Below are 26,235 nucleotides of genomic sequence, written 5' to 3' on the forward strand. Positions count from 1 at the left end.
GGGCGCCACGGCGGTCTCTCGATGTTGTGTGCGGGCGGCGATGAACGGACCGGGCCGCCCGATTGCGAGAATACACCGGCCCGGATCCGGCTACGCGCGCGGCGCGTCCTGCTCGGCCCGCTGTTGCGCGGGCCCCATGGCGCGGCTCAGGTTGTAGGCGGTGTTCACCAGGCCGATGTGCGAGAAGCCCTGCGGAAAGTTGCCGATCAATCGCCGCCGCACGACGTCGTACTCTTCCGACAACAGGCCCAGATCGTTGCGCAGCGACAGCAGCCGGTCGAACAGCCTTTCCGCATCGCCCAGCCGGCCCAGCATCACGTAGGCGTCTGCCAGCCAGAAGCTGCACGCAAGGAACACGCCCTCCTCGCCCTCCAGCCCGTCGTCGGTGTGCTCGACCGAGTAGCGGCGCAACAGCCCGCCATGCATGAGCTCGCTTTCAATGGCGTGCACGGTGCCCGCCACGCGCGGGTCGTTGGGCGGCAGGAAGCCCACCTGCGGGATCAGCAGCAGGCTCGCGTCCAGCGCCGGCGAACCATAGCTTTGCACGAAGCAGCCCCGCGCACGGTCGTAACCGCGGTCGCAGATGTCCTTGCGGATCCGCTCGCGCAGCCGCCGCCAGTCGTCCACCGGGCCTTTCAGGCCCCATCGTTCGCAGGCCTTCACCGCCCGGTCGAACGCCACCCAGCACATGAGCCGGGAATGGGTGAAGGCGCGCCGCTCGCCCCTGACCTCCCAGATGCCGTGGTCCAGTTCGCGCCAGCGCGTTTCCAGCGGCTTGAGCAGCACGTTCTGCAGGCGCCAGGCTTCGGCCAGCGGCGCCAGGTCCGCCACGCGGGCGGCATACAGGGTTTCGATGAGTTCGCCATAAATGTCGAGCTGGCTCTGCCCCGCCGCGCCGTTGCCCCGGCGCACCGGCCGGCTGCCCTCATAGCCGGGCAGCCAGGGGATTTCCAGCTCGGGGAGCCAGCGCTCGCCCGCGATGCCGTACATGATCTGCAACTGGTCCGGATGCCCGGCCACCGCGCGCAGCAGCCATTGGCGCCACGCCTCCGCCTCTTCGCGATAGCCGGCGTTGAGCAAGGCGTACAGCGTCAGGGCCGAATCGCGCAGCCAGCAGTGGCGGTAGTCCCAATTGCGGCTGCCGCCCAGCAATTCGGGCAGCGAGGTGGTCGGCGCCGCGATGATGCCGCCGGTCGGGTGGAAGGTCAGCAGCTTCAGCGTGATGAGCGAGCGCACCACGGCATCGCGGCGCCCGTCCAGCGCGCCTTCCCAGTGGCAGCGCTTGGACCATTCCTGCCACCACGAGACCGTGCGGTCCATGCTTTCGACGCGGTCCGGCACGAATCGGGGGGTGCGGTGCGAGCGGTGATACGACAGGGTGAACGGCACGACGCGTCCCGGGTGCACGGAAAAGCGCGCCGTCGTCTTCATGTCGTGGCCTTCGAGCTCGACGGGGGTGTGCAGCTCGATCGCGTCCGGCCCGGCGATGGCATTCAGGCCGTAGTCCCGCCGCCGGACCCAGGGCACGCTCTGGCCGTAGTTAAAGCGCAGGATGAGCTCCATGTCCATCTGCACGTGCCCGGATTCGCCGCGCACGATGCGCACGACGTCCGCGCGCTCGTCGTCGTCACTAAGGGGCATGAAGTCGTACAGCAGCACCGAGCCTGTCCGGGTTTCGAAGCGCGTTTCCAGGACCGCCGTGTCGGGCAAGTAGCGGCGCGAGGTCGCCCGGACCTTGCCGTGCGGCGCGATGAGCCAGCGCCCGTGATTCTGGTCGCCCAGCAGCGCGGCAAAGCAGGCCGGCGAATCGAAATGCGGCAGGCACAGCCAGTCGATCGACCCGTCGCGCGCCACCAGCGCGGCGGACAGCATGTTGCCGATGAGCCCGTAGTCTTCCAGGGGTTTGGACATGCCGGCCTCAGCCCGCGCCGCGGAATTCGGGGTACAGCGTCATGCCGCCATCCACGAAGAGCGTCGTGCCGGTCACGTAGTCGGACGCATCGCCCGCCAGCCAGACGGCCGCCTGCGCAATGTCCTCCGGTTCGCCGATCCGGCCATAGGGAATGAGTTCCAGCAGCTTGGCCAAGGCTTGCGGCGTGTCCCACGCCGGCTGGTTGATGGCGGTGCGGATGGCGCCCGGCGCGATGGAGTTGACGCGGATGCGGTCCGGCGCCAGCTCTTGCGCCAGCGACTTCATCAGCAGCGAAATGCCGCCCTTGGACGCCGCGTAGTTCACCTGGAACGCCCACGGGATCACTTCATGCACCGAGCTGATGAACAAGATGTTGCCCACCGAGAGGTTCTGCCGCGCCGGGTCCGGCGGCTGCGACTTGAAGGCCCGGGCTGCCGCGCGGGCGCACAGGAAATGGCCGGTGAGGTTCACGTCGATGACCCGCTGCCAGTCGGCCAGCGTCATGTCGGCGATCGGCGACGGATGCTCGACGCCGGCGTTGTTGACCAGGATGTCCACCCGGCCGAAGTGTTGCACCGCCTGCGCAAACAGATGATCGACGTCGGCTTCGCGGCTGATGTCGGCCGCCGCGGCCACCGCCGTGCCGCCCTCGCGCTGGATCGCTTCCACCACCGCCGCGCCGCGGGCCTGGGAATCGCCGCCCGCGCGGTGGTTCACCACCACCCGCGCCCCCGCCTGCGCCAGGCCGATCGCCGTGGCCCGTCCGATGCCGGAGGACGCTCCCGTCACCACGGCCACCCGGCCGCGTAACCCAATCGTCTGCTGCATGCCAGTCTCCTTGGCGGCCGGCTCTTGGGGTCGGCCGCCGGTGTAGAGGGTTCCAGGGTAGTCCTGGCCCGGGGGCCGGCGCAACCCGCCCGCGGCTGGCGCTCGTTCGAGCAAGCGGCGTTCCCGCAGGGCGCCATGGACGGGGCGAGGCATGGGTGAGATATGCGCAGGACGTGCGCTGGACGTGCGCAGGACGCGCGCCGGACGCGGAAATGAAACATCATAAGTTGCGTAAAACACCAAGCCTGCCTATCATGCAACTTATAAAGTATCGAGACCCCCCCACCTTGAAAGGACCCCCCATGCAATACGACGTCATCATCGTCGGCGGCAGCTTCGCCGGCCTTTCCGCCGCCCTGCAACTGGCGCGCGCGCGCCGGCAGGTGTTGCTGGTCGACGCCGCGCGCCCCCGCAACCGCTACGCCGCGCACGCCCACGGCTTCCTCGGGCAGGACGGCGTGCCGCCGCAGGAGATCGTGGCGCGCGCCCGCGAGCAGCTTGCCCGGTATCCGACCGTCGCATTCCTGGACGACGAGGCGCTCCAGGCCGCGCCCGTGGACGGCGGGTTCGAGCTTGTCCTGGCCGCCGGCCAGCGCGTGCGCGGCGCGCGCCTCATCCTGGCCACGGGCATGCGCGACGAATTGCCGGCCTTGCCCGGCCTGCAGGAACGCTGGGGCCAGACGGTGCTGCATTGCCCGTATTGCCATGGTTATGAAGTGGCGGGAGAACCGCTGGGCGTCCTGGCCGCGCATCCGATGTCCGCGCACCAGGCCTTGCTGCTGCCCGACTGGGGGCCGACCACCTACTTCACGCAGGGCCAGTACGAGCCCTCGCCGGAGGAAGCGCGGCACCTGGCCGCGCGCGGCGTCCGGCTGGAACGCACGCCGGTCGTGCGCCTGCTGGGCGAAGCGCCCGCGCTGCGCGGCGTGGCGCTGGCCGACGGCCGCCAGGTGCCGGTCCACGCGCTTTTCGTGGCGAGCAGGACGCACATGGCCAGCCCGCTCGCCGGGCAACTCGGGTGCGCGTTCGATGAGGGGCCGCTGGGACCCGTGATCCGCGTGGACGAGCTCAAGCAGACCACGGTGCCGGGCGTCTTCGCCGCGGGCGACGCATCCACGCCGATGTCCAACGCCACGCTGGCCAGCGCCTCGGGCGTGATGGCGGGCATCTGCGCGCATCGTTCGCTCGTGATGGCCTAGCGTCCTGGCACGGCCCGCGCGCGTGCATAATGCCGGATGGCCGGCCCGCTCTGCTTGCAGACTACGGGCCGAAAGTTCATCCGACCATGCATCCAGGAGCAGCCGTGCTGGATCCCATCCTCGCCGAACTGTCGACCACCCTGCCCGCCGCCAAGTCGGTCGAGCAATTGACGCGCCCCCTGCTGGACATGCTGGGCGCGGTCACCGGACTTGAGTCGACGTACCTGACCTCGATCGACCTGCAGGCCGACCTGCAGCACGTGCGCTACGCGCGCAACGTGGGTCAGCTGCAGATACCCGAAGGGCTGTCCGTGCAGTGGGGCGACACGCTCTGCAAGCGCGCGCTGGACGAAGGCCGCATGTGCACCAGCGACGTTGCGCGGTGCTGGCCCGACTCCGCAGCGGCGCGGCAGCTTGGCATACAGACCTACGTCAGCGCGCCGGTGCGCGCCGAGGACGGCGTCCTGTACGGAACGCTGTGCGCGGCCAGCGCCAGGCGCCACGACATCGATCCGCAGGCCGAGTCGGTGCTCAAGCTCTTTTCCAGCGTGATCGCCAGCTTCATCGAACGCGAAATGCTGGTCGAGCAACTGCATGCCGCCAATGTCCGGCTCATGTCGTACGCGCTGACCGATACGCTGACGGGCCTGCCCAACCGCCGCGCGCTCTACGAGGCGCTGGACCGCCTGATGGCGCGCGCCGTGCGCGAGCACGGCAGCGTGCTGGTGGGCGTGATCGACCTGGACGGATTCAAGGGCATCAACGACACCCATGGACACCAGGCCGGCGACGTCTTCCTGCAGGAAGTCTCGCGCCGGATTGCCGCGGCGCTGCGCTCGTCGGACATGCTGGGGCGGCTGGGCGGCGACGAGTTCGTGCTGATCGGCCCGGGCCCGGCGCTGCCTCGCAAGCACGCGGATGCGGGCGGCGTGACGCACCACGCCGAAGCCGAGGAAGCCGCGCGCGCCATGGAAGAACGCGTCCTGTCCGCGACGCTGGGCCGCTATGCGCTGGGCGAAGCCTCGGTCGCCTACGAAGGCGCCAGCGCCGGCGTCGTGGCGCTGGACCCCGCCGGCCTGGACGCCGAGGCCGCCGTCCAGCTGGCCGACGCGCGCATGTATGAGATCAAGCACGCGCGCCGCGCGGCGCGCACCATCCATTGAGGCGCGGTCAGGCGTTCATCGCAGTTGAGCCTTGAAAAACCCCACGATGCGGGCGTTCAGGTCGCGGTGAAACGCCTGGCGGTCGAATCCCTCGCCATCGCGGCAGATCCCGGGCAGCGATGAGGCCTGGTCGGCCGAGCACGGCGCCAGGAACGCAAAATGCCCCGCGCCCGCGGCGACCTGGTAATCCGGCGCGGCGCCCAGTCCCTGGCGCACCGATTCCACGCTGGCCGGGCTGACCCCGTCACCGCCCTGCGCCGAGGCCCACAGCTGGATCGGCACGGCCACGCGCTTGAGCGCGTCGCCGGGAAACACATTGAGCGGATCGGCGATCACCGCCGCCTTGATGCGCGCATCCGCGGGGTACGGCTGCTGCGGCACCTTCCCCGCCGCGATGTCGCGGCACATCGGCAGCGAGGGCGAGTCGGCGCAGGTCGCCAGGCCCGCGCGCAGATCCGGCACGGCGCCGGCCAGCACCAGCCCGGTGTAGCCGCCGCGCGAAAAACCGAAAAAGCCGATCTTTTCCGCATCCAGTCCCGCCCGGTCCGGCCAGGCGACCGTCATGTAGTCGATCAGCCGCCGCATCTCCCGGGGCCGCGTCGAGAAGATGGACAGATAACCCTGGCGCGACCGGTCCTGCGCGTTGTCGCCCACGTGGTTGATCGCCGCCACCACGAAGCCCGCGTCGGCCAGCGCCGCCGCGGTGTCATGGTGGCTGAGGTATGAGCCGCCCGATCCATGGGACATGACGATGAGCGGATAGCGGCCGGCGGGCATCTTGCAACCCTGCACGCCCGCGATGACGCTGCGCCCCGCCTTGATCTCGCCCGCGGGTTCGGCGCAGGGCGTCCAGACCGCCCCTTGCAGACCCGGGCCGTTCTGGTCCATCGGCAGGTTCAGCCGCTGGAAACCGGCGGCAGATATATTAGCTGTCGAGCAACATACTACAGACAGCGAAAAGGCTTGCAATCCTTTTTTGAGACTAAACATACGAAACATAACGAATATCGAAAAAGCGTTCTATCGAGACTTCTACCGTGGAAAATGCGTGGAGACAATCCATCCGGCGGAGGAAACCTAAGCGCGGCAAGCCCTCTCAATTTCCCTGCTTAAACGACTCGTCGATAAAACTTTTCACCGTCATGCCCACTGCATCCAGAAAATATTTTGGCAAGGCTGTCGATGACGCTCTGCTCAGAAATCGACGTCATTCCAGCCGGTCTAGACCACGGACCGACCGACGTGGTTATTATCGAACGACTGAGACAATGGTCACGGCCCGCTTTAGTGAGTGCAACCCTCGTCGAATCAGTTTTCAAATCTCGCAGTTTGGCTTTTATAACCCACTCTCGCAGAACAGTTCGAGGGATGAGAAAGTCGATAAGGGCCTTATCCATTCCGAAACCGACTTCAAGATCTTCCAGTTTTGACACCCCCTGAACAGCCATGAAGCTAGCGATCACATGTGCGGTAATCTGTTCCTGACTATATGCAAGTATGACGTGACTGCGGTGCACTACCTCTTCTTTGGACACTACGACCGGCTCCACGACGGATTCAGTAGCATTTCGCTCGTTTCCTCGGCCTGACGCGCTTTCCCTCGTGGTATCAGTATCTGCGACGCGCTGTCCGATCGCATACTCCATTTTTGATCGAATTTCCTCCCACGCGACCTCACTTAATACACCGCCTCTGTTCTTCGGATCTTTCATGGCTCGGTAAAATGACGAAAAATCCCTCCATTCGACCTGTTTACGAGTTCCGCCTGGACCGGTTTGCGTACGCGCCGAACCGGTTACATGAACAAGTATTTCCTCCTGCACAGTCGTAGACAAACCAACGGCATCTCTAAGACGCAAGAAATCTCGCCCTTTGACCGTCCAAGATTCTGTGCGGCCCACTTTTTGCAGCATCGGAGACGGCCATTGAACTTGAAGCGGCGCAAGTTTGCAATCGATATGCTCGGCCCATGTTCCGACGTTAAAGCAGTCATCTTGCGCAACCGTGATGAACCTCGATGGCGCTGTATGGGAGCTTACTATCAACTCAGTCTTCGCTCGCGTCAATGCCACATACAACCTACACAGCTCCCGGAAAGACTCATTTTCAGGAAGTTCCGGGTGCGGAATTACGGCATCTCCGCAGTTAACCACAACCACCAAATCAAACTCAAAGCCTTTGGTTTGCTCGAGATCAGAGAGAAACAGGTCCGATGCATCAATTTGCGTGACTCCGCAAAGAACTGGCAGCGACAGAGCCCTTCCGAGCAATTCAACAGCAACTTGGGAATATCCACAAATGACAACACAAGCTTTCCGCTTAACTTCTCCGAGAAGGAACGATTCAACATAGCTGAGTGCCATGCGCATCTCCTCTTCGAGCGATTCCGCCTTCAGCAGCAACGGTTTTGCTGATGAGAAGTTCGCGTACTCGGGGCGAATGATCTCCAGATCAACGGTCCCCGCTGGTATTTTTTCGAATGACCGCGTAAGAACCGCGTGAGCGGCCGTCAAAATTTGGCGACTATTTCGATAGTTTTGACTCAACCGAATCCAACGAGCGGACGGCAGGTCGATTCCTGACGACTTTTGGTCAAAGTGCTTTGTGTGCACGGTCTGAGCAGCATCACCACTCAAAAACAAGTCATTTTCACCAAATCTCGTAAGATGACGAATTATTTTTAGCTCTAGCGTACCTAGGTCTTGCACCTCATCAACTAAGACGTGATCATAGATCGGTGTCAACCTGTCGAGATAATCGTAAAGCGCGGTCACCACGCCAATATCGTCAATTGCTCCTACGGCGTTCATCTTGCGTTCCCATCCATCCAGCCCTTCAAGAAGCATTTCACGATAACGCTGTTCCAACGCAATCACTCTACCGACACGCTCCATCTGAAGATAATCGCCTCGCTCTGTCGGGGAAAATGCGCTGCGAATATAATCAAACTCTTGACGCAAATAATCTTTAGGAAAAACACCTCTTACCAAAAGCGTTCGAACCACATCAAACATCACATCCGCGTCGGTATTATTGTTTTCGCAGTTAAAATACTCGTCCCAGATCTCGTCGATATGCTCAACGATCGCGTAACCATTCTTTTGCACCGTAGTCTTAACGTAATATTCCTCCATCCCTGGATTGAGCCGGACGAGCTGCTCTTTGCACATTTCAAACACAGACTTGACAGAAATATTCGCTGGAAGGTCGCCGCCATTTTCAGCAAGAATCAATTCCTTGATAAGCACCGCCAAAGCATCGTTCAGCGTTAGAATTAACACCAACTTGTTCCCGGGCTCGTTCGCCAATCGTAACGCTCGATGGATAACTACGCATGTTTTCCCGGAACCCGATACGCCGGCGAGTCGAGCGGGCCCGTTGAAATTCCTGTTTACGTACTCGCGCTGAGCTGGATGCAAATACAGCATCCACTCCTTGAAATCCGCATTTCTCAAAAAATGGGAAAACAATACAGGATCTACATCTTCAACCCTTACGGTACTTTCACTCGAAATGACTTTCTTAACTTCTTCGGGAGTCAAAGATGATGCCGTTACTGCTTTCTTAAGATATAGATCAATGCGATTCTTCGCTTTGTTCAAATCGCTGCTGCGAAGTGCGAGCAAAACATCGAGCAGCGCGTCCCCTAACTCTTCGTCATCAATATGTGCGACCGCGTCCAAGACCTCATCCTCACTGGAATGCGATTCGATTGCACTAATTTTGCGTTTAGCACTCCCAGACAAAGGGCTCAGCAATTGATCACGGCATTCCTTCGACAACAGGTCGACTACAGGACCGGAACTCATCCAATCGGTGGCAGAGTTTATAATTCGATTTGTATCGGGTGCGGTATTGGATACAAATACGGGTTCCACGCTAAATGTGTCAGCGATTTTTTTTGCAATAAAGTTCAGCCCAACGTTTTTGTCTAACCATCCATCCACGGCATCATGATCCCCGGCAAACAAGAATATGCAAATATCCTTGCTATACGTCGTAACCAACCGAGAATACTGCGCCAAATCATATTTCACGCAATTCGAAATCCTGTTTTCCCCCCGGTTCGTGAGTGGTATCCCCTCGAAAACCTCGTCGTAAGAATAGGCTCCTTTCGAATTCGCACGGCCCCACGCCGCCTCCACTGTCCGTCCCGCCCGCCCGTACGCGCCTCCTTTTTGCATCAGTTTTTTTAAGGATGGCAAAAAGTCCTTATACGCCAGAAACTGCGGAGTATTCTTCACGTTGTGTCTCTTATCTGCGCTGGAGCGGTATGCTCGCGTTCCGATCTAGTCTGAAGCAGCCTAACTTGTTCCGCATAGTATCAAAACATTTCCATGCTAGCGCATGCAGTTTTGCCCGCAAATGAAGAACGCCACAGTCAACCTGTGGCGTTCATTCCCTGCCGGCGCGCGCGTTACCTCACCTTCCCTTCCTTCCAGGCCGACAGCAGCTGTTCATAGGGAATCGTCTCCCCCTTGGGCTTCTCGTTGGCCAGTTTCTTCCACGGCGCGTGCTGGTCGGACAGCCACTTGCCGGGATCGCTCTTGGGATTGAGCTTGGGCGCGCACTGCGCCATGCCCGCGCGCTCCAGCCGCGCCATGACCTGATCCATTTCGTTGGCCAGGTTGTCCATGGCCGCCTGCGGGGTCTTTTCGCCCGTGACGGCGGTGGCGACGTTCTTCCACCAGAGCTGCGCCAGCTTCGGATAGTCCGGCACGTTGGTGCCGGTCGGGGTCCACGCCACCCGCGCCGGGCTGCGGTAGAACTCGATCAGGCCGCCGTAATTGGCTGCGTTCTTGGTGAAGAACTCGCTGTTGATGTCGCTGTCGCGGATGAAGGTAAGACCGGTGATCGACTTCTTGAGCGACACGGACTTGGACGTGACGAACTGCGCATACAGCCAGGCCGCCGCCATCTTGTCCGGGTTGGTGGACTTGAAGAAGGTCCACGAGCCCACGTCCTGGTAGCCGTTCTGCATGCCGTCCTTCCAGTACGGGCCGTAGGGCGACGGGGCCATGCGCCACTTCGGCGTGCCGTCGTCGTTCACGACGGGCAGGCCCTTCTTGGTCATGTCGGCCGTGAAGGCCGTGTACCAGAAGATCTGCTGCGCGACCTGGCCCTGCGCGGGCACCGGTCCGGCTTCCGAGAACGTCATGCCCATGGCCTGCTGCGGCGCGAATTTCTTCATCCAGTCGATGTACTTGGTCAGCGCGTACACGGCGGCCGGGCTGTTGGTGGCCCCGCCGCGCGACACCGAGGCGCCGACCGGCGTGCACTTGTCGTCGGCGACGCGGATGCCCCATTCGTCCACCGGCATGCCGTTGGGCAGGCCCTTGTCGGCCGCGCCCGCCATGGACAGCCACGCATCGGTGAAGCGCCACCCCAGCGACGGGTCCTTCTTGCCGTAGTCCATGTGGCCGTAGACGCGCTTGCCGTCGATCTCCTTGACGTCATCGGAGAAGAACGCGGCAATGTCTTCATAGGCGGACCAGTTCGTCGGCACGCCCAGTTCATAGCCGTACTTGGCCTTGAACTTTTCCTTCAGGTCCGGGCGGGCAAACCAGTCGGCGCGGAACCAGTACACGTTGGCGAACTGCTGGTCCGGCAACTGGTACAGCTTGCCGTCCGGCGCGGTGGTGAACTTGGTGCCGATGAAGTCCTTCAGGTCCAGTTGCGGATTGGTCCATTCCTTGCCGGCCCCGGCCATGTAGTCGGACAGGGGCAGGATGGCGCCGTAGCGATAGTGCGTGCCGATCAGGTCGGAATCGGAGATCCAGCCGTCGTAGATGGATTTGCCGGACTGCATGGACGTCTGCAGTTTTTCGACGACGTCGCCTTCCTGGATGAGGTCGTGGTTGACCTTGATGCCCGTGATGTCGGCAAAGGCCTTGGCCAGCACCTTGGACTCGTACTCGTGCGTGGTGATGGTTTCGGACACCACGCTGACTTCATTCACGCCCTTGGCCTTGAGCTTGGCCGCGGCGTCGATGAACCATTTCATTTCGGCCATCTGCTGGTCCTTGGACAGCGACGAGGGCTGGAACTCCGAATCGACCCATTTCTTTGCCTCCGGCTCGCCGGCCCAAGCCCCTGACGTTCCGATCAGGGCGATGGCGGCCGCCATGGCGTGCATGCGCAATTTCATGACCTGTCTCCTCGATGAGTCTTCCCCTATCGTGCTGCGGACCGCGGGCCGGGGAAGACGCTGGCCGATAGTCCTTTCCGACTGCCCGAATTGGACGAGGGATCTGCGCCCCTCTTTCACCTTTTTTCGCCCCTTTTTCACCCTTTCTTCATGATGAACGCCAGCAGCAGCATGGACACCACGAAGCTGATCCACACCGAGGGCGGCTGGTCCAGCGAAAACCACGCCATCGCCTTCTGGCCCAGACCCAGGAACGCCAGATTGACCCAGGCCGCGGCCATCAGGCCGATGAACAGGCGGTCGCCGCGCGTGGTGGGCAGGGGCAGGAACCCCTTGCGCTCCTGCGTGGGCGACTTCAGTTCCCAGATCGTCATGCCGATCAGCATCAGGACGATGCAGGTGAAAAACACGGCGACCGGGGTGGTCCACACCATCCAGCTGAACATGGCGCCCCCTCCTACACGCGGCCCATCGCGAAACCCTTCGCGATGTAGTGCCGCACGAACCAGATGACGATGCCGCCCGGCACGATGGTCAGCACCCCTGCCGCCGCCAGCACGCCCCAATCCATGCCGGAGGCCGACACGGTGCGCGTCATGGTGGCGACGATAGGCTTGGCGTTGACCGAGGTCAGCGTGCGGGCGAGCAGCAGCTCCACCCAGCTGAACATGAAGCAGAAAAACGCCGCCACGCCCACGCCGGACTTGATCAGCGGCAGGAAGATCGTCAGGAAGAAACGCGGGAACGAGTAGCCGTCGACATAGGCGGTCTCGTCGATCTCGCGCGGCACGCCGGACATGAAGCCCTCCAGGATCCACACCGCCAGCGGCACGTTGAACACCAGATGCGCCAGCGCCACCGCCAGGTGGGTGTCCATCAGCCCGAGCGAACTGTAGAGCTGGAAGAACGGCAAGAGGAACACGGCGGGCGGCGTCATGCGGTTGGTGAGCAGCCAGAAGAACACGTGCTTGTCGCCGATGAAGCGGTAGCGCGAGAAGGCGTAGGCGGCCGGCAGCGCCACGCCCAGCGACACGACCGTATTGATGACCACGTAGATCAGCGAATTGATGTAGCCCGAATACCACGCCGGATCGGTGAAGATGGTGCGGTAGTGCTCGAAGGTAAAATCGCGCGGCCAGAGCGTCAGCGTGCTGACGATCTCGGTGTTCGACTTGAACGACATGTTCAGCATCCAGTACAGCGGCAGGATGGCGAACACCAGGTACAGCGTCAGGAAGGCGCCGCGCCACCAGGTGGTTTTCTCACGCATTTGCCCGCTCCTCGTCGAAGCCGCCGGTCGTGCCCGCGCGCTGCATCCAGTTGTAGAGGATGAAGCACAACAGCAGGATGATCAGGAAATAGATGATCGAGAACGCCGCGGCCGGCCCCAGGTCGAACTGCCCCACCGCCTTCTGCGTCAGGTACTGCGACAGAAAGGTGGTGGCGTTGCCCGGCCCGCCGCCGGTCAGCACGAAGGGCTCGGTGTAGATCATGAAGCTGTCCATGAAGCGCAGCAGCACCGCGATCATCAGGACGCCGCGCATCTTGGGCAGCTGGATGTAGCGGAACACGGCAAAGCGCGAGGCGCCGTCGATCCGCGCCGCCTGGTAATACGCGTCGGGAATCGCGCGCAGCCCCGCGTAGCACAGCAGCGCGACCAGCGGCGTCCAGTGCCACACGTCCATGATCAGCACCGTGATCCAGGCGTCGAAATCGTTGCCGGTGTAGTTGTAGTCCACGCCCAGCCACGACAGCGTGGCGCCCAGGAGGCCGATGTCGGTGCGCCCGAAGACCTGCCAGATGGTGCCCACGACGTTCCAGGGAATCAGCAGCGACAGCGCGATGATCACCAGCACCGCGGACGCGCGCCAGCCGCTGGCCGGCATGGACAGCGCCAGCAGGATGCCCAGCGGGATCTGGATGAGCAGCACCGCGAACGAGAATCCGATCTGGCGCAGCAGCGCCCCGTGCAGCTCGTCGTCCTGCAGCACGGCGGCAAACCATTCCGTGCCGACGAACACCCGCCGGTCCGGCGAAATGATGTCCTGCACCGAATAGTTGACGATGGTCATCAGCGGCAGGATGGCCGAGAACGCCACGCACAGCACGACTGGCATGACCAGGAACCAGGCCCGGTGATCGGTGGGTTTCATGGGATCAGCGCCTCGTCGCGATAAAAGCAGGTGTGCGGATTGACCACCGACAGCCACACGTCGCCGCCATGGCCGGGGGGGACGACATCGCTGCCCAGCCGCGCGCGCACCGGCGTGCCGTCGAAATCGGCCACCAGCAGCGTGTAGGTGCCCACGTCCTGCACGCGTTCCACGCGCAGGGGCACCGCGCCGGGCGCGCCGGCCTGCGTCACCCGCAGGTATTCAGGGCGCACGCCGAGCTTGACCGGACCGGCGCCCGCCAGCTTGGCGGCCAGCGCCTCCGGCAGGCCGTCCAGACGGTGCCGGCCCACCATCAGCGCGCCGTCGCGCCACTCCGCCGGCAGGAAGTTCATGCCGGGCGAGCCGATGAAATGGCCCACGAAGGTGTGCGCGGGCCGCTCGAACAGATCGTCCGCGCTGCCCACCTGCACGGCGCGGCCCCGCGCCATGACCATCACCTGGTCGGCGAAGGTCAGCGCCTCGGTCTGGTCGTGCGTCACGTAGATCAGCGTCAGCTTGAACTCGTGGTGGATTTCCTTGAGCTTGCGCCGCAGCTCCCACTTGAGCTGCGGGTCGATCACCGTGAGCGGTTCGTCGAACAGGATGGCCGACACGTCGCTGCGCACCAGACCCCGGCCCAGCGAAATCTTCTGCTTGGCGTCGGCCGTCAGGCCGCTGGCCCGGCGGTCCAGGACATGGGACATTTCGAGCATTTCCGCGATGCGGCCGACGCGCTCGCGGATGCGCTCGGGCGCGACGCCCCGGTTGCGCAGCGGAAAGGCCAGATTCTGGGCCACCGTCATCGTGTCGTACACCACCGGAAACTGGAACACCTGGGCGATGTTGCGCGCCTGCGGGCTCTTGTCGGTGACGTCCTGGCCATCGAACAGGATGCGCCCCTGCGACGGCCGCAGCAGGCCCGACACGCAGTTCAGGAGCGTCGTCTTGCCGCAGCCCGACGGCCCGAGCAGGGCATAGGCCCCGCCGTCGCGGAACGTGAACCGCAGCGGCAGCAGCGCATAGTCTTCGTCCGACCGGGGATGGGCCACGTACGAATGGGACAGGTCCAGCTCGATCTGCGCCATCAGGCCGCCTCCCCCACGCTGGCCGGCTGGCGCGGCGCGGTCAAGAGCGCGCCGTCCGCGCCGAAGGCATAGGTCTGCGCCGGATCGAAGTAGAGCGCCACGCGCTCGTCCAGGCTGTAGCGGTGCACCCCGGGCAGTTGCGCCACGACGTCGCCGGCGGCCGTGGCGGCGTGCACGAAGGTATCGGACCCGGAGATCTCGGCCAGCGTCACCCGCCCGGGCAAGGCGACATAACCCGGGCGCGGCGTCACGTCCAGGGCGCCGGCGCGCAGGCCGGCGGTGATGTCGGCGTCGGCGCCCGGCGGCAGCGCGCGTTCCACCGCCACGTCGCCCTGCAGCACGAAACCGCCATTGTGGCGCCGGGCGGCAAACAGGTTCATGGGCGGATCGCTGAAGGCGCGCGCCACGCGGATCGAATTGGGCCGGTGAAAGACCTCGGCCGTGGGGCCGTATTGCAGCAGCTCTCCCGCGTCCAGCACGGCGGTGTGGCCGCCCAGCAGCAGCGCCTCTCCGGGTTCCGTGGTCGCATAGACCACCGTGGACCGCCCTTCCGCAAAGAGTTCCGACAGTTCATCGCGCAATTCTTCGCGCAGCTTGTAGTCCAGGTTGACCAGCGGTTCATCCAGCAGGATCAGCGGCGCTTCCTTGGCCAGCGCGCGCGCCAGCGCCACCCGCTGCTGTTGCCCGCCGGACAGTTCCGACGGATACCGGTCCAGCAGATGGTCGATGTGCAGCCGCGCGGCCATGGCGTGGACCTTTTCGCGCGTGTCGCGCGCCCCGCGCAACTTGAGCGGCGAGGCGATGTTGTCGTAGACCGACATGGAGGGATAGTTGATGAACTGCTGGTAGACCATCGCCACGTTGCGCTGGCGCACCGGCACGCCGGTGACGTCGACCCCGTCGACCCGCACGCGGCCCTCGGTGGGACGGTCCAGCCCGGCCATGATGCGCATCAGCGAGGTCTTGCCGGCCAGGGTGGCCCCCAGCAGGACGGTCATGGCGCCCGCAACCGGGGCCAGGCTCATGGGATACAGATGCGTCTGCGAGCCGGCCCGCAACACGATCCCGTCCAAGGTCAGCTGCATCTAGTCTCCTCAACCTACTTATATGTCCCTGTTTTTGTGGACTTCGGTATTCGGTACAGCGCCCTGCTCCGTGCACCGGCGCGCGCACACGCCGGGACAACACGATGAGCATACTCTTTCAGATGGCTTTCGTTTTTTGTGCGTTTTACTCAAGAAGCGAACAAAAAACAATCTTGCGGTGCGTCATTATTTTTCGCTTTTGTTGTTTTATCATGCGAACATGACACTGAATCCACGCCAGAGCGCGCTGATCGAAATGGTCCGGGCCCAGGGCTCCGCCTCGATCGAAGCGCTTGCCAAACACTTCGACGTCACGCTGCAGACCGTGCGGCGGGACGTCAACATCCTGTCCGAAGCCGGCCTGCTGTCGCGCTTTCATGGCGGCGTCCGCATCGAAGCCTCCACCATCGAGAACATCGCCTACCGCAAGCGGCAGGGGCTGCACGCCGCGGGCAAGCAGCGCATCGCCGAAGCCGTGGCGCGCGCCGTGCCCGACGGCTGTTCGCTGATCCTGAACATCGGCACGACCACCGAGGCCATCGCGCGCGCGCTGCTGCGCCACCGCGGGCTGCGCGTCATCACCAACAACCTGCACGTGGCCGACATCCTGTCCGACAACCCGGACTGCGAAGTCATCGTGGCGGGCGGCGTGGTGCGCTCGCGCGACCGCGGCATCGTCGGCGAGGCCACAATGGACTTCATCCGCCAGTTCAAGGTCGATATCGGCCTGATCGGCATTTCCGGCATCGAGGCCGACGGCACCCTGCGCGACTACGACTTCCGCGAGGTGCGCGTGGCCCGCACCATCATCGAACAATCGCGCGAGGTCTGGCTGGCCGCCGACAGCAGCAAGTTCAAGCGCCAGGCCATGGTGGAGCTCGCGCATATTTCGCAGATCGACCGGTTCTTCACCGACGCCCACCCGCAGGAGCCGCTGGCCCAGGTGCTGCTGGACGCCGGCGTGCGCTGCGACGTCGCCGCGGCGCCGAACACCCTGAAACCCACACCCTGACCGCGCGCGCCCGAGCGGGCCCGTTGTCCGCTGCCGGGCCGCCGACGCGACCACCGACGCATTTACCTCGCGGCCCCGCCGCCATCAAAGAACATGAACCGACCCCTCGCCTCCGTCACCCCGCCCGACCGCAGCCGACTCCTGAACACGCTGGACAACACGCACTCCTGGGACGTCATCGTCATCGGCGGCGGCGCGACCGGCCTGGGCACCGCGGTCGATGCCGCCTCGCGCGGCTACCGCACGCTCCTGATCGAAGGCGCCGACTTTGCCAAGGGCACGTCCAGCAAGGCGACCAAGCTGGTGCACGGCGGCGTGCGCTATCTGGCGCAAGGCAATGTCAGCCTGGTGCGCGAGGCCCTGCACGAACGCGGCCTGCTCAACCGCAACGCGCCGCACCTGGTGTGGCCCCTGGGCTTCGTGGTGCCTGCCTACAGCATGCTGGACCAGCCGTTCTACGGCATCGGCCTGAAGATGTACGACATGCTGGCCGGCAAGCTGAACCTGTCGCCCAGCCGCTGGCTGTCGCGCCGCGAGACGCTGGCCAATGCGCCCACGCTGGCCGAAAGCGTGAATGGCCGCAGCCTGAAGGGCGGTGTCCTGTACTACGACGGCCAGTTTGACGACGCGCGCCTGGCGGTGAGCCTGATGCGCACCCTCTTCGATCTGGGCGGCACGGCCGTGAACTACGTGCGCGCCACCGGCCTGACCACCACGGGCGGCAAGGTGGACGGCGTGACCGCGCAGGACGTGATCGGCGGCTCGACCTTCACGCTGCGCGCGCGCTGCGTCGTCAACGCCACCGGCGTCTGGGTGGATGCAGTGCGCCGCATGGAAGACAAGAACGCGCAAAGCATGGTCGCGCCCAGCCAGGGCGTGCACCTGACCCTGCCGCAGGATTTCCTGCCCGGCAAGCGCGCCGTCCTGATTCCCAAGACCGACGACGGCCGCGTGCTGTTCGTGGTGCCGTGGAACGGCCACACCATCGTGGGCACGACCGACACGCCGCGCCAGGACCTGCCGCTGGACCCCGACGCCGGCGAACAGGACGTGGACTTCATCCTGAACACCGCGGCGCGCTACCTGAGCCGCAAGCCCACGCGCGCCGACGTCACCAGCGTATGGGCCGGGCTGCGTCCGCTGGTCAAGGCCACCGGAGAAGCATCCACCAAGAAGCTGTCGCGCGAACACACCATCCTGGTGTCCAAGGCCGGGCTGGTCACGGTGACCGGCGGCAAGTGGACCACCTACCGCCGCATGGCGCAGGACGTGGTGGACACCGCGATCCAGCACCAGTTGCTGACCCAGGCGTCATGCCGCACCGAATCGCTGCCGCTGCACGGCGCGGGGGGCCTGGCGCCTTCGCAGGAACATGCCGGCACGCCCGACAGCTATTACGGCAGCGACCTGCCGACGCTGCAGGCCCTGCCCGGCGCGCAGCGCATGCTGGTCAAGGCGAGCGGGCTTTCGGAAGCGCACGTCCGTTTCGCGGCGCGATTCGAACTGGCGCGCAGCGCCGAAGACGTGCTGGCGCGCCGCAATCGCGCGCTGTTCCTGGATGCCGAGGCCGCGATGCTGGCCGCCCCCGAAGTCGCGCGCATCCTGGCCGAGGAACTGGGCCACGACGCGGCCTGGCAGCAGCGCACGCTGCAGGACCTGGCCGCCGTCGCGGCGCACTATCGCCTGAAGTAGACCCCGCTACGGCACGCGCAGCCGGCTTTCCCCGATCATCGATTCGAACACGCGCAGCAGGTCGGGATCGCATTTGGATCCGCGCTCCTGGTTCAGGATGCGCATGATCTGCGCATGGGTGCGCGCCGGATGGTAGGGCCGCGCGTCGCCCAGCGCGTCGTAGGAATCGGCCACCGAAATGATCCGCGCGTGCAGCGGAATGGCATGCCCGGCCAGTCCGTCCGGGTAGCCGGAGCCGTCGAAGTGCTCATGGTGGTGCCGCACCGCCAGCGCAATGGCCTCGCGCTGCGGCATGGCGGTCTGCATGATAAGGGCGGCGCCCGCCGCGGCGTGCGCCTTCATGATTTCCCAATCTTCGTTTTCCAGGCGGTGCGGGTGATGCAGCACGCGATCGGGCGTGCCGATCTTGCCCACGTCGTGCAGCCGCGCGGCCGGGGCGATCACTTCCAGTTCCGCCTCGGCCAGCCCGCAGGCCCGGGCCAGCGCAACGCTCAGCGCAACGACTCTGTTGCAATGCCGGCCGGTGGCCGGGTCACGCGCCTGCATCGCGGCGAACAGCACCGCTTCGTAGGATCCTGCTGGGTTTTCGGGAACGTCGGAAGGCATGGGAAAGCGAGCGCGCCGCCACACCGGGGCGACGCGCAAATATCGAAAAGCCGCGATTCTGACACAAGGCGTGGCGGTTCCCGGCCGCCCGGCACGCCGCGGGCGGCCGGGCCCGCGCGCGGTTCGGCTTCAGCCCGGCGCCGCCAGGTCCTTCAGGCGTTTGAGCAGCGCCTCGGCCACACCCACCGAGGAGGCGGGATTCTGGCCCGTGATGAGCAGCCCGTCGCAGACCACATGCGGCTGCCAATCCGGCCCGCTGCTGTACTGGCCGCCCAGCTTTTTCAGTTCGTCCTCGACCAGGAACGGCACCACGTCGGTCAGTTCCACGGCGGCTTCCTCCGCGTTGGAAAAGCCCGTGACCTGCCTGCCCTGCACCAGCGGCTTGCCGTCCGCGGTCTTGGCATGGCGCAGCACGCCCGGCGCATGGCATACGGCCGACACCGGCTTGCCCGCCGCCAGCATGGTCTCGATCAGCGCGACCGATTTGACGTCTTCGGCCAGGTCCCATAGCGGACCGTGGCCGCCCGGGTAGAACACCGCGTCGAAATCCGACGCCTGCATCTCGGACAATCGGTGCGTGGACGCCAGCAGGCGCTGCGCCTGCTCGTCCTGGCGAAAGCGGCGCGTGTCGTCGGTCTGGGCGTCGGGGTCGTCGCTCTTGGGGTCCAGCGGCGGCTGCCCGCCCAGCGGCGAGGCCAGCGTGACCTTGGCGCCCGCATCCACGAAGGCGTAATACGGCGCCGCGAACTCCTCCAGCCAGAAGCCGGTCTTGCGCCCCGTATTGCCCAGCGTGTCGTGGGAAGTCAGCACGATCAATATGTTCATGTTGCGCTCCATTCGTCAGGACCGACCCGCACGATGCGTTTGCCGGCATTTTCGCCCTTGAGCAGCCCGATCAGCCCGCGCGGGGCATTTTCCAGGCCGTCGACCACGTCTTCACGATACTTGATGCGGCCTTGCTTGATGAGGTCCTGCATCGCCTCGCGGAATTCGCCGTAGCGGTGCGCGTATTCATTGAAGATGATGAAGCCCTGCATCCGCAGGCGCTTGGTCAGGATGGTTCGCATCAGCAGCGCCAGGCGGTCCGGGCCCTCGGGCTGGCTGGTGGCGTTGTAGGCCGAGATCAGCCCGCAGACCGGGATGCGGGCGCGCGGGTTCAGCAGCGGAAGCACCGCGTCAAAGACAGCGCCGCCCACGTTCTCGAAGTACACGTCGATGCCTTGCGGCACGGCTTTTGCCAGGCGCCCGGGCAGGTCGGGCTGCCGGTGGTCCAGGCAGTCGTCAAAGCCCAGTTCCTCGACCACGTACCGGCACTTGTCCGGTCCGCCCGCGATGCCCACGACTTTGCAGCCATGGATCTTGGCGATCTGGCCCACCACCGCGCCCACCGCGCCGCTGGCCGCCGCCACGACCACGGTCTCGCCGGCCTTGGGCTGGCCGATGTCCAGCAGGCCCATGTAGCCGGTGAAGCCGGGCATGCCCAGCACGCCCAGCGACCAGGACGGGTGCTCCGGATTGGGGCCCAGGCGCAGGAGCCCGGCGCCGTCGGACACGGCATAGTCCTGCCAGCCCGATTGCGCCAGCACCCATTCGCCCACCTGGAACTGCGGATGGTTCGAGGCCTGCACGCGCGTGACCGTGCCGCCCACCATCACCTCGCCGATCTGGACCGGCTCGGCGTAGGACGGCGCATCGCTCATGCGGCCGCGCATGTAGGGGTCGAGCGACAGGTAGACCGTGCGCAGCAGCACCTGGCCCGGGCCGGGCTGCGGCACCTCGCCCGTTTCGAGACGGAAGTCGTTGTCGGCGGGTTCGCCTTGCGGACGCGCGGCAAGCACGATCCGGCGGTTGGTCGAAGAGGATTGCGGCATGACGTGCGGTCTCCTTGTAGAGGCCGGCTGGCGCGGTGATGGCGTGCGGCCGGCGGGACGGGGAACCGGTCCATTACACCATCCACGCCCCGTCCCCCGGGCTTGAAACCTTGATGATCGCGCCCCTTTTAATTAATTAATTCTTTAATTAGAATCTGCCGCATGTCTTCCGCACCCTCCGCTCCCGCACGCCGTCCCGGCCGCCCGCCGCGCCCGGACAACGCCGCCGCCCGCGCCAACCTGCTGGACTTGGCGACGCAACTGTTCGCCGCCCAGGGCGTCGCCGCGACCACCATCGCCAGCATCGCCCAACGGGCTGGCGTCACGCCGGCGATGCTGCATTACTACTTCAAGAGCCGCGACCAGCTGATCGACGCCGTGGTCCTGGAACGGATCGTGCCGGTGATCGGCTTCGTGTGGGCGCCCGTGCCGCTGGGCGCCCCCGCCGCCGAGGCGCCGCAAGACCCGGCCGCGGCGGCGCGGCGCTACATCACCGAGATCGTGGGCCGCGTGGTCCAAAGCGCCACCGACAAGCCCTGGCTGCCGTCCCTGTGGATGCACGAGGTCGTCAACGAAGGCGGCCAGTTGCGCGACCGCGTGCTGCGCCACCTGCCTTCGGACCGGCTGCAAGCCTTTGCCGGCCTGATCGCCGACTGCCAGCGCCGCGGCGCGATCACGCCGGGCGTCGAACCGCGGCTGGTGTTTCTTTCCATCCTGGGCCTGACCCTGCTGCCGCTGGCCACATCCACGCTGTGGCGCCGGATCTGGCAGGACGACCCGGTGGCGCAATCCATCGACAACGAGGCGATCGCGGCCCACGCCATCGCCATGCTGACGGGCGGCCTGTTCACGCCGCCCGGCCTTTCCCCGGCCCCGCCTTCAGGACGCTGACCATGCGCACCCGCCTTCCCCTGCCCGCCGCCCTGGCCCTGCTGTCCCTGTCCGGCTGCGGCAACCATGAACCGGCCTTCTACCAGGGTTACGTAGAGGGCGATTACGTGTATGTGGCCTCGTCCGAGGCCGGCCGCCTGGACTCCCTGGCGGTGCGGCGCGGCCAGCTCGTGGACGCGGCCCAGCCCCTGTACACGCTGGACGCCACGCGCGAGGCCGCGGCGCGCGATCAGGCGCGAGCGGAACTGGCGGCGGCGCGTGCGCAACTGGAGGACATCGCCACCGGCAAGCGGCCGCCCGAGGTCGACGTCAGCCTGGCGCAACTGGCGCAGGCGCAAGCCGCCAGCCGGCGGTCCGCCGCGCAACTGCAGCGCGACATCGCGCAGTTCCGCATCGGCGGCATCGCGCGCTCGCAACTGGACGACAGCCGCGAACAGGCGCAGTCGGATGCCGCCCGCGTGCGCGAGCTGCAGGCGCAGGTCGAAGTCAACCGCCTGCCCGGCCGCGACGAGGCGCGGCGCGCGCAGGCGTCGCAGGTCCAGGCCGCCGACGCGGCGCTGGCGCAGGCCGAATGGACGCTGGCCCAGAAGCAGCTCGCGGCCCCCGCGGCCGGCCGCGTGTTCGACACGATGTACCGCGTGGGCGAATGGGTGCCCGCCGGCAGCCCGGTCGTCAGCCTGCTGCCGCCGGGCAACGTCAAGGTGCGCTTCTTCGTGCCGGAGACGATCGTGGGATCGCTCAAGATCGGCCAGGAGGCCACGCTGCGCTGCGACGGCTGCGGCGATCCGATACCCGTGCGCATCGACTACGTCTCGGACCAGGCGGAATACACGCCGCCGGTGATCTACAGCCGCGAAAGCCGCAGCAAGCTGGTCTACATGGTCGAGGCCCGCCCCGCGCCCGAGGCGGCGGCGCGGCTGCATCCCGGCCAGCCCGTGGAGGCCACCCTGCCATGAGCGCAACCGATGCCGGCGGCTACGTCATCGACGTTCACGGCCTGAACAAGCACTTCGGCAGCAAGCACGTCGTGAACGACGTGACGCTGCAGGTGCGCAAGGGCGAGATCTTCGGCTTTCTGGGCCCCAACGGCAGCGGCAAGACGACCTGCATCCGCCTCATGTGCGGCCTGCTCACGCCGGATTCGGGCAGCGGCACCTGCCTGGGCTACGACATCCTGCGCGACAGCGCGCAGATCAAGCGCAACGTGGGCTACATGACGCAGAAGTTCTCGTACTGGGAGGACCTGACCATCCGCGAGAACCTGGACTTCGTGGCGCGCATGTACGGCATGGCCCAGCGCAAGGAGGCGGTGGACCGCGCCCTGCAGGACCTCGGCCTGCAAAGCCGCGCCGGGCAACTGACCGGATCGCTGTCGGGCGGATGGAAACAGCGGCTGGCGCTGGCCGCCTGCCTGCTGCACCAGCCCAGGCTGCTGCTGCTGGACGAGCCCACGGCCGGGGTGGACCCCACGGCGCGGCGCGATTTCTGGGAACAGCTGCATGAGCTGGCCGCGCGCGGCATCTCGGTGCTGGTCAGCACCCACTACATGGACGAGGCCGAACGCTGCCACAAGCTGGCCTACATTTCCTACGGCAAGCTGCTGACCCAGGGCACCGCCGATGAGGTCATCGCCGAACAGGGCCTGACCACCTGGGCGATCCACGGGCAGAACCTGGTGCCGCTGGGCCAGCAACTGCGCCGCGCGCCGGGCGTGGACCAGACGGTGGCCTTCGGCTCGGCGCTGCACGTCAGCGGCCGGGATGCGGCATTGCTGGAGCGCACGCTGCGCGCCGCCATCGAAGGCCAGGACCTGCGCCTGGAACGCATCGACACCAGCCTGGAGGACGTCTTCATCTACCTGATGAACCGGTCCACCGACAACTTTGCGAGCGCCCCATGACCTTGCGCCTGAACGGATTTTCCTGGTCGCGCTGGTGGAGCATGGTGCTCAAGGAGTTCCTGCAACTGCGCCGCGACCGCATCACCTTCGGCATGATCGTGGGGCTGCCCATCATGCAGCTGGCGCTCTTTGGCTACGCCATCAACACCGATCCGCGGCAGATGCCCACCGCCGTCATCGCGTCGGACCACAGCCCCTTCACACGCAGCTTCATCGCGGCGATGCGCTCGTCGGACTACTTTCACATCGTCGAGGAACTGGACAACGAAGAAGCGGGACGCGCCGCGCTGGCGCAGGGGCGCGTGCTGTTCGTGGTGACGATTCCGCCGGATTTCACCCGCAGCCTGTTGCGCGGCGAGCGCCCCGCCCTGCTGATCGAGGCCGACGCCACCGACCCCATGGCGACCGGCATGGCGCTGGGCGCGGCCACGCAGCTGACCCAGGCCGTCGCGCAAAAGGACCTGACCGGACCGCTCGCCAGCCTGGCGGGCGGCCAGCCGCCTTTCGACGTGCGCATCCACCAGCTCTACAACGAAGAGCAGATCTCGCAATACAACACCGTGCCGGGCCTGATGGGCGTGATCCTGACGATGACGCTCGTGATGATGACCGGGCTGGCGATGACCCGCGAGCGCGAACGCGGCACCATGGAAAACCTGCTGGCGATGCCGGTGCGCCCGATCGAGGTGATGACCGGGAAGATCGTGCCCTATATCGCCATCGGCCTGATCCAGGCCAGCATCATCCTGGCGGCCGCGCATTTCGTGTTTCACGTGCCCATCATGGGCAGCCTGCTGTCGGTCTACCTGGCCGCGCTGCTGTTCGTGGCGGCCAACCTGACGGTGGGCATCACCCTGTCGTCGCTGGCACAGAACCAGCTTCAGGCCATGCAGCTCACCATGTTCTATTTCCTGCCCAACATGCTGCTGTCGGGATTCATGTTCCCGTTCCAGGGCATGCCGATGTGGGCGCAGCACCTGGGCAACCTGCTGCCGCTGACGTATTTCAACCGGCTGATCCGCGGCATCCTGCTCAAAGGCAACGGCTGGTGGGACCTGTGGCCGAACATCTGGCCGCTGATGGTCTTTACCGTCATCGTCATGACCGCCGCCGTGAAGTTCTACCGCCGCACCCTGGATTGATACCCATGCGCCGCCCCGCCCGCCTGTCCGCTCCCCGCCCCCTGGCCCCGCTTGCGCTGTGCGCGCTGCTGTCCGCCTGCGCGGTCGGCCCCGACTTCCCCCAGCCGGCCACGCCGGACGTGGCGTCCTACACCCCGCAGGGACAGGATGCGCTGCCCGCGGGCGAGCAGCGCCTGCAGCCGGGCGCGGACATTCCCGCGCAGTGGTGGCAGCTTTTCCGGTCGGAGGAACTGGACCGGCTGGTGCGCCAGGCGCTCGCCGCCAGTCCCACGCTGGATGAAGCGCGCGCGCGGCTGCGCCAGGCGCGCGAGGACCTGTCCGCCGAGACCGGCGGCCGCACGCTGCCCTCGGTGGACGGCAATCTGTCGGTGGCCCGCAAAAAAGTGGATCCGGCGGCCTACGGCGTGCCGGTGACAGAGCCGCCCCCGCCTTTCACGCTCTACAACGCCTCCATCGACGTGTCCTACACGCTGGACGTGTTCGGCGCCAACCAGCGCGTGCTGGAGGGCCTGGCCGCGCAGATGGACTACCAGGCGCACGAACTGCAGGCGGCGCGCATGTCGCTGGCGGCCAACGTCGTGACCGCCGCGATCCGCCAGGCGGACCTGGCCGAGCGGCTGGCGGCCACGGACGCGCTGCTGGCGGCGCAGGTCCGCCAGCAGGAGATCATGCAAAAGCGCCTGGACGCGGGCGGCATCGCGCTGGCCGACCTGCGCAACCAGGAACTGCTGGTCGCCCAGACCCGCGCCACCGTGCCGCCGCTGCAATACCAGTTGGCGCAGGTCACCCATCAACTGGCCACCTACCTGGGCGTGGCGCCGGCCGCCCTGCAGTCGCCGCCCCTGCGCCTGGCGGACCTGACGCTGCCGCCGGACGTTCCCACGGGCGTGCCCTCCGCCCTGACCCGCCAGCGGCCCGACATCCTGGCCGCCGAGGCCCTGTGGCACAAGGCGTCGGCGGACGTGGGCGTGGCCACGGCCAACCTGTATCCGCAGTTCACCCTGACCGCCAGTTTCGGGTCGCAGCGCACGGGCGTGAACGAGCTGTCCGATGGCGTGAACGTGTGGAATCTGGGGCTTGGACTGGTCCAGCCGCTTTTTCATGGCGGCGAGCTGCGCGCGCGCAAGCGCTCGGCCGAGGCGGCCTATGACGCGGCCGCCGCGTCCTACCGGCAGACGGTGCTGGACGGATTCCGCCAGGTGGCCGACGCGCTGCGCGCCGTGCAGACGGACAGCGAGGCCTTCGCGGCCTATGACGACGCCTGGCGCCGCGCCGACGAGGCCGGCCGGATCGCGGCGGGACGTTACCAGGCGGGCGGCATCAGCCATCTGAGCCTGCTGGACAGCCAGCGCCAGGTGTTACAGACGCAAATTTCGCGCATCCAGGCCGATGCGGCGCGCTACACCGACACGGCCGCGTTGTTACAAGCGCTGGGCGGCGGCTGGTGGAATGAGGTCTCCGGCGACGCTCCCTGACGCCGCGAAAGGCACATCTCGCGGCCATGGCCGAGAATTCGGGTAGGAAAGTGTCGTTGTGCGCGGTTTGGGA

The 26,235-nt window shown here is 65.8% G+C and carries 22 protein-coding genes; 9 read left to right on the plus strand and 13 right to left on the minus strand.

What is annotated here, in order from left to right; translation table 11 throughout:
- Positions 1-90: 90 nt before the first annotated feature.
- Together BXA00_RS25180 and BXA00_RS25185 are read right to left on the minus strand one after the other, a co-directional pair.
- A complete protein-coding gene (locus tag BXA00_RS25180) occupies positions 91-1,911 on the minus strand; it encodes a glycoside hydrolase family 15 protein (RefSeq protein WP_076521101.1) in 1,821 nt (606 codons plus the stop codon).
- Positions 1,912-1,918: 7 nt separating this feature from the next.
- Positions 1,919-2,740, minus strand: a complete 822-nt coding sequence (locus BXA00_RS25185; RefSeq protein ID WP_076521102.1) for a glucose 1-dehydrogenase — start codon at positions 2,738-2,740, stop codon at positions 1,919-1,921.
- Between the two features lie 302 nt (positions 2,741-3,042).
- Between BXA00_RS25185 and BXA00_RS25190 the strand changes: the two genes are divergently transcribed.
- Both BXA00_RS25190 and BXA00_RS25195 read left to right on the plus strand, forming a co-directional pair.
- Entirely contained in the window at positions 3,043-3,939 is an 897-nt protein-coding gene (locus BXA00_RS25190) for an NAD(P)/FAD-dependent oxidoreductase (RefSeq protein ID WP_076521103.1), read from the plus strand.
- 107 nt (positions 3,940-4,046) lie between these two features.
- Positions 4,047-5,102 (plus strand): sensor domain-containing diguanylate cyclase, encoded by a 1,056-nt coding sequence (locus BXA00_RS25195; protein WP_231952297.1) that lies wholly within the window; start codon positions 4,047-4,049, stop codon positions 5,100-5,102.
- Between the two features lie 15 nt (positions 5,103-5,117).
- Here BXA00_RS25195 and BXA00_RS25200 read toward each other — a convergent pair whose 3' ends face one another.
- The 8 genes from BXA00_RS25200 to BXA00_RS25235 all read right to left on the minus strand — a co-directional run bounded on the left by BXA00_RS25200 (position 5,118) and on the right by BXA00_RS25235 (position 15,573).
- Positions 5,118-5,990, minus strand: coding sequence for an alpha/beta hydrolase (locus BXA00_RS25200; protein WP_231952157.1), 873 nt, complete (start codon positions 5,988-5,990; stop codon positions 5,118-5,120).
- Between the two features lie 221 nt (positions 5,991-6,211).
- Positions 6,212-9,346, minus strand: a complete 3,135-nt coding sequence (locus BXA00_RS25205; protein WP_156902866.1) for a 3'-5' exonuclease — start codon at positions 9,344-9,346, stop codon at positions 6,212-6,214.
- Positions 9,347-9,519: 173 nt separating this feature from the next.
- Entirely contained in the window at positions 9,520-11,250 is a 1,731-nt protein-coding gene (locus BXA00_RS25210) for an ABC transporter substrate-binding protein (protein ID WP_076521107.1), read from the minus strand.
- A gap of 137 nt (positions 11,251-11,387) precedes the next feature.
- Positions 11,388-11,696 (minus strand): DUF2160 domain-containing protein, encoded by a 309-nt coding sequence (locus BXA00_RS25215; RefSeq protein WP_076521108.1) that lies wholly within the window; start codon positions 11,694-11,696, stop codon positions 11,388-11,390.
- Between the two features lie 11 nt (positions 11,697-11,707).
- A complete protein-coding gene (locus tag BXA00_RS25220; RefSeq protein WP_076521109.1) occupies positions 11,708-12,520 on the minus strand; it encodes a carbohydrate ABC transporter permease in 813 nt (270 codons plus the stop codon).
- Complete coding sequence (locus tag BXA00_RS25225; RefSeq protein ID WP_076521110.1) at positions 12,513-13,403, minus strand: carbohydrate ABC transporter permease; 891 nt, start codon at positions 13,401-13,403, stop codon at positions 12,513-12,515. Before BXA00_RS25225 ends, BXA00_RS25220 begins: the two co-directional genes overlap by 8 nt.
- Positions 13,400-14,488, minus strand: coding sequence for an ABC transporter ATP-binding protein (locus tag BXA00_RS25230; protein ID WP_076521111.1), 1,089 nt, complete (start codon positions 14,486-14,488; stop codon positions 13,400-13,402). The genes BXA00_RS25225 and BXA00_RS25230 overlap by 4 nt, the downstream gene beginning before the upstream one ends.
- On the minus strand, positions 14,488-15,573 hold the full coding sequence (locus tag BXA00_RS25235; protein ID WP_076521112.1) for an ABC transporter ATP-binding protein: 1,086 nt from the start codon (positions 15,571-15,573) through the stop codon (positions 14,488-14,490). Before BXA00_RS25235 ends, BXA00_RS25230 begins: the two co-directional genes overlap by 1 nt.
- Before the next feature lie 220 nt (positions 15,574-15,793).
- Here BXA00_RS25235 and BXA00_RS25240 point away from each other — a divergent pair, with 220 nt between their 5' ends.
- Both BXA00_RS25240 and BXA00_RS25245 read left to right on the plus strand, forming a co-directional pair.
- On the plus strand, positions 15,794-16,585 hold the full coding sequence (locus tag BXA00_RS25240) for a DeoR/GlpR family DNA-binding transcription regulator (protein ID WP_231952158.1): 792 nt from the start codon (positions 15,794-15,796) through the stop codon (positions 16,583-16,585).
- A gap of 93 nt (positions 16,586-16,678) precedes the next feature.
- Positions 16,679-18,277 (plus strand): glycerol-3-phosphate dehydrogenase/oxidase, encoded by a 1,599-nt coding sequence (locus BXA00_RS25245; protein WP_076521114.1) that lies wholly within the window; start codon positions 16,679-16,681, stop codon positions 18,275-18,277.
- A gap of 6 nt (positions 18,278-18,283) precedes the next feature.
- Here the strand turns inward: BXA00_RS25245 and BXA00_RS25250 are convergent, their stop codons facing one another.
- From BXA00_RS25250 to BXA00_RS25260, 3 genes are all read right to left on the minus strand, one after another.
- Positions 18,284-18,883, minus strand: a complete 600-nt coding sequence (locus BXA00_RS25250; protein WP_076521115.1) for an HD-GYP domain-containing protein — start codon at positions 18,881-18,883, stop codon at positions 18,284-18,286.
- A 129-nt stretch (positions 18,884-19,012) separates the two neighbouring features.
- Complete coding sequence (locus BXA00_RS25255) at positions 19,013-19,708, minus strand: type 1 glutamine amidotransferase domain-containing protein (protein WP_076521116.1); 696 nt, start codon at positions 19,706-19,708, stop codon at positions 19,013-19,015.
- On the minus strand, positions 19,705-20,754 hold the full coding sequence (locus BXA00_RS25260) for an NADP-dependent oxidoreductase (RefSeq protein ID WP_076521117.1): 1,050 nt from the start codon (positions 20,752-20,754) through the stop codon (positions 19,705-19,707). The genes BXA00_RS25255 and BXA00_RS25260 overlap by 4 nt, the downstream gene beginning before the upstream one ends.
- A 162-nt stretch (positions 20,755-20,916) precedes the next feature.
- Between BXA00_RS25260 and BXA00_RS25265 the strand changes: the two genes are divergently transcribed.
- From BXA00_RS25265 to BXA00_RS25285, 5 genes are read left to right on the plus strand one after another with little or no spacing between them, the layout of a single operon-like run.
- Positions 20,917-21,645, plus strand: coding sequence for a TetR/AcrR family transcriptional regulator (locus tag BXA00_RS25265; protein WP_076521118.1), 729 nt, complete (start codon positions 20,917-20,919; stop codon positions 21,643-21,645).
- Between the two features lie 2 nt (positions 21,646-21,647).
- Complete coding sequence (locus BXA00_RS25270) at positions 21,648-22,601, plus strand: HlyD family secretion protein (protein WP_076521119.1); 954 nt, start codon at positions 21,648-21,650, stop codon at positions 22,599-22,601.
- Complete coding sequence (locus BXA00_RS25275) at positions 22,598-23,545, plus strand: ABC transporter ATP-binding protein (protein WP_076521120.1); 948 nt, start codon at positions 22,598-22,600, stop codon at positions 23,543-23,545. Before BXA00_RS25270 ends, BXA00_RS25275 begins: the two co-directional genes overlap by 4 nt.
- Positions 23,542-24,687 (plus strand): ABC transporter permease, encoded by a 1,146-nt coding sequence (locus tag BXA00_RS25280; RefSeq protein ID WP_076521121.1) that lies wholly within the window; start codon positions 23,542-23,544, stop codon positions 24,685-24,687. The genes BXA00_RS25275 and BXA00_RS25280 overlap by 4 nt, the downstream gene beginning before the upstream one ends.
- 5 nt (positions 24,688-24,692) lie before the next feature.
- Positions 24,693-26,162 carry an efflux transporter outer membrane subunit gene (locus BXA00_RS25285; RefSeq protein ID WP_076521122.1) on the plus strand — a complete coding sequence of 490 codons (1,470 nt, stop codon included), beginning with the start codon at positions 24,693-24,695 and terminating at the stop codon, positions 26,160-26,162.
- Positions 26,163-26,235 lie beyond the last annotated feature (73 nt).

Origin of the sequence: Achromobacter sp. MFA1 R4, assembly GCF_900156745.1 — a bacterium.
Classification (GTDB): domain Bacteria; phylum Pseudomonadota; class Gammaproteobacteria; order Burkholderiales; family Burkholderiaceae_B; genus Achromobacter.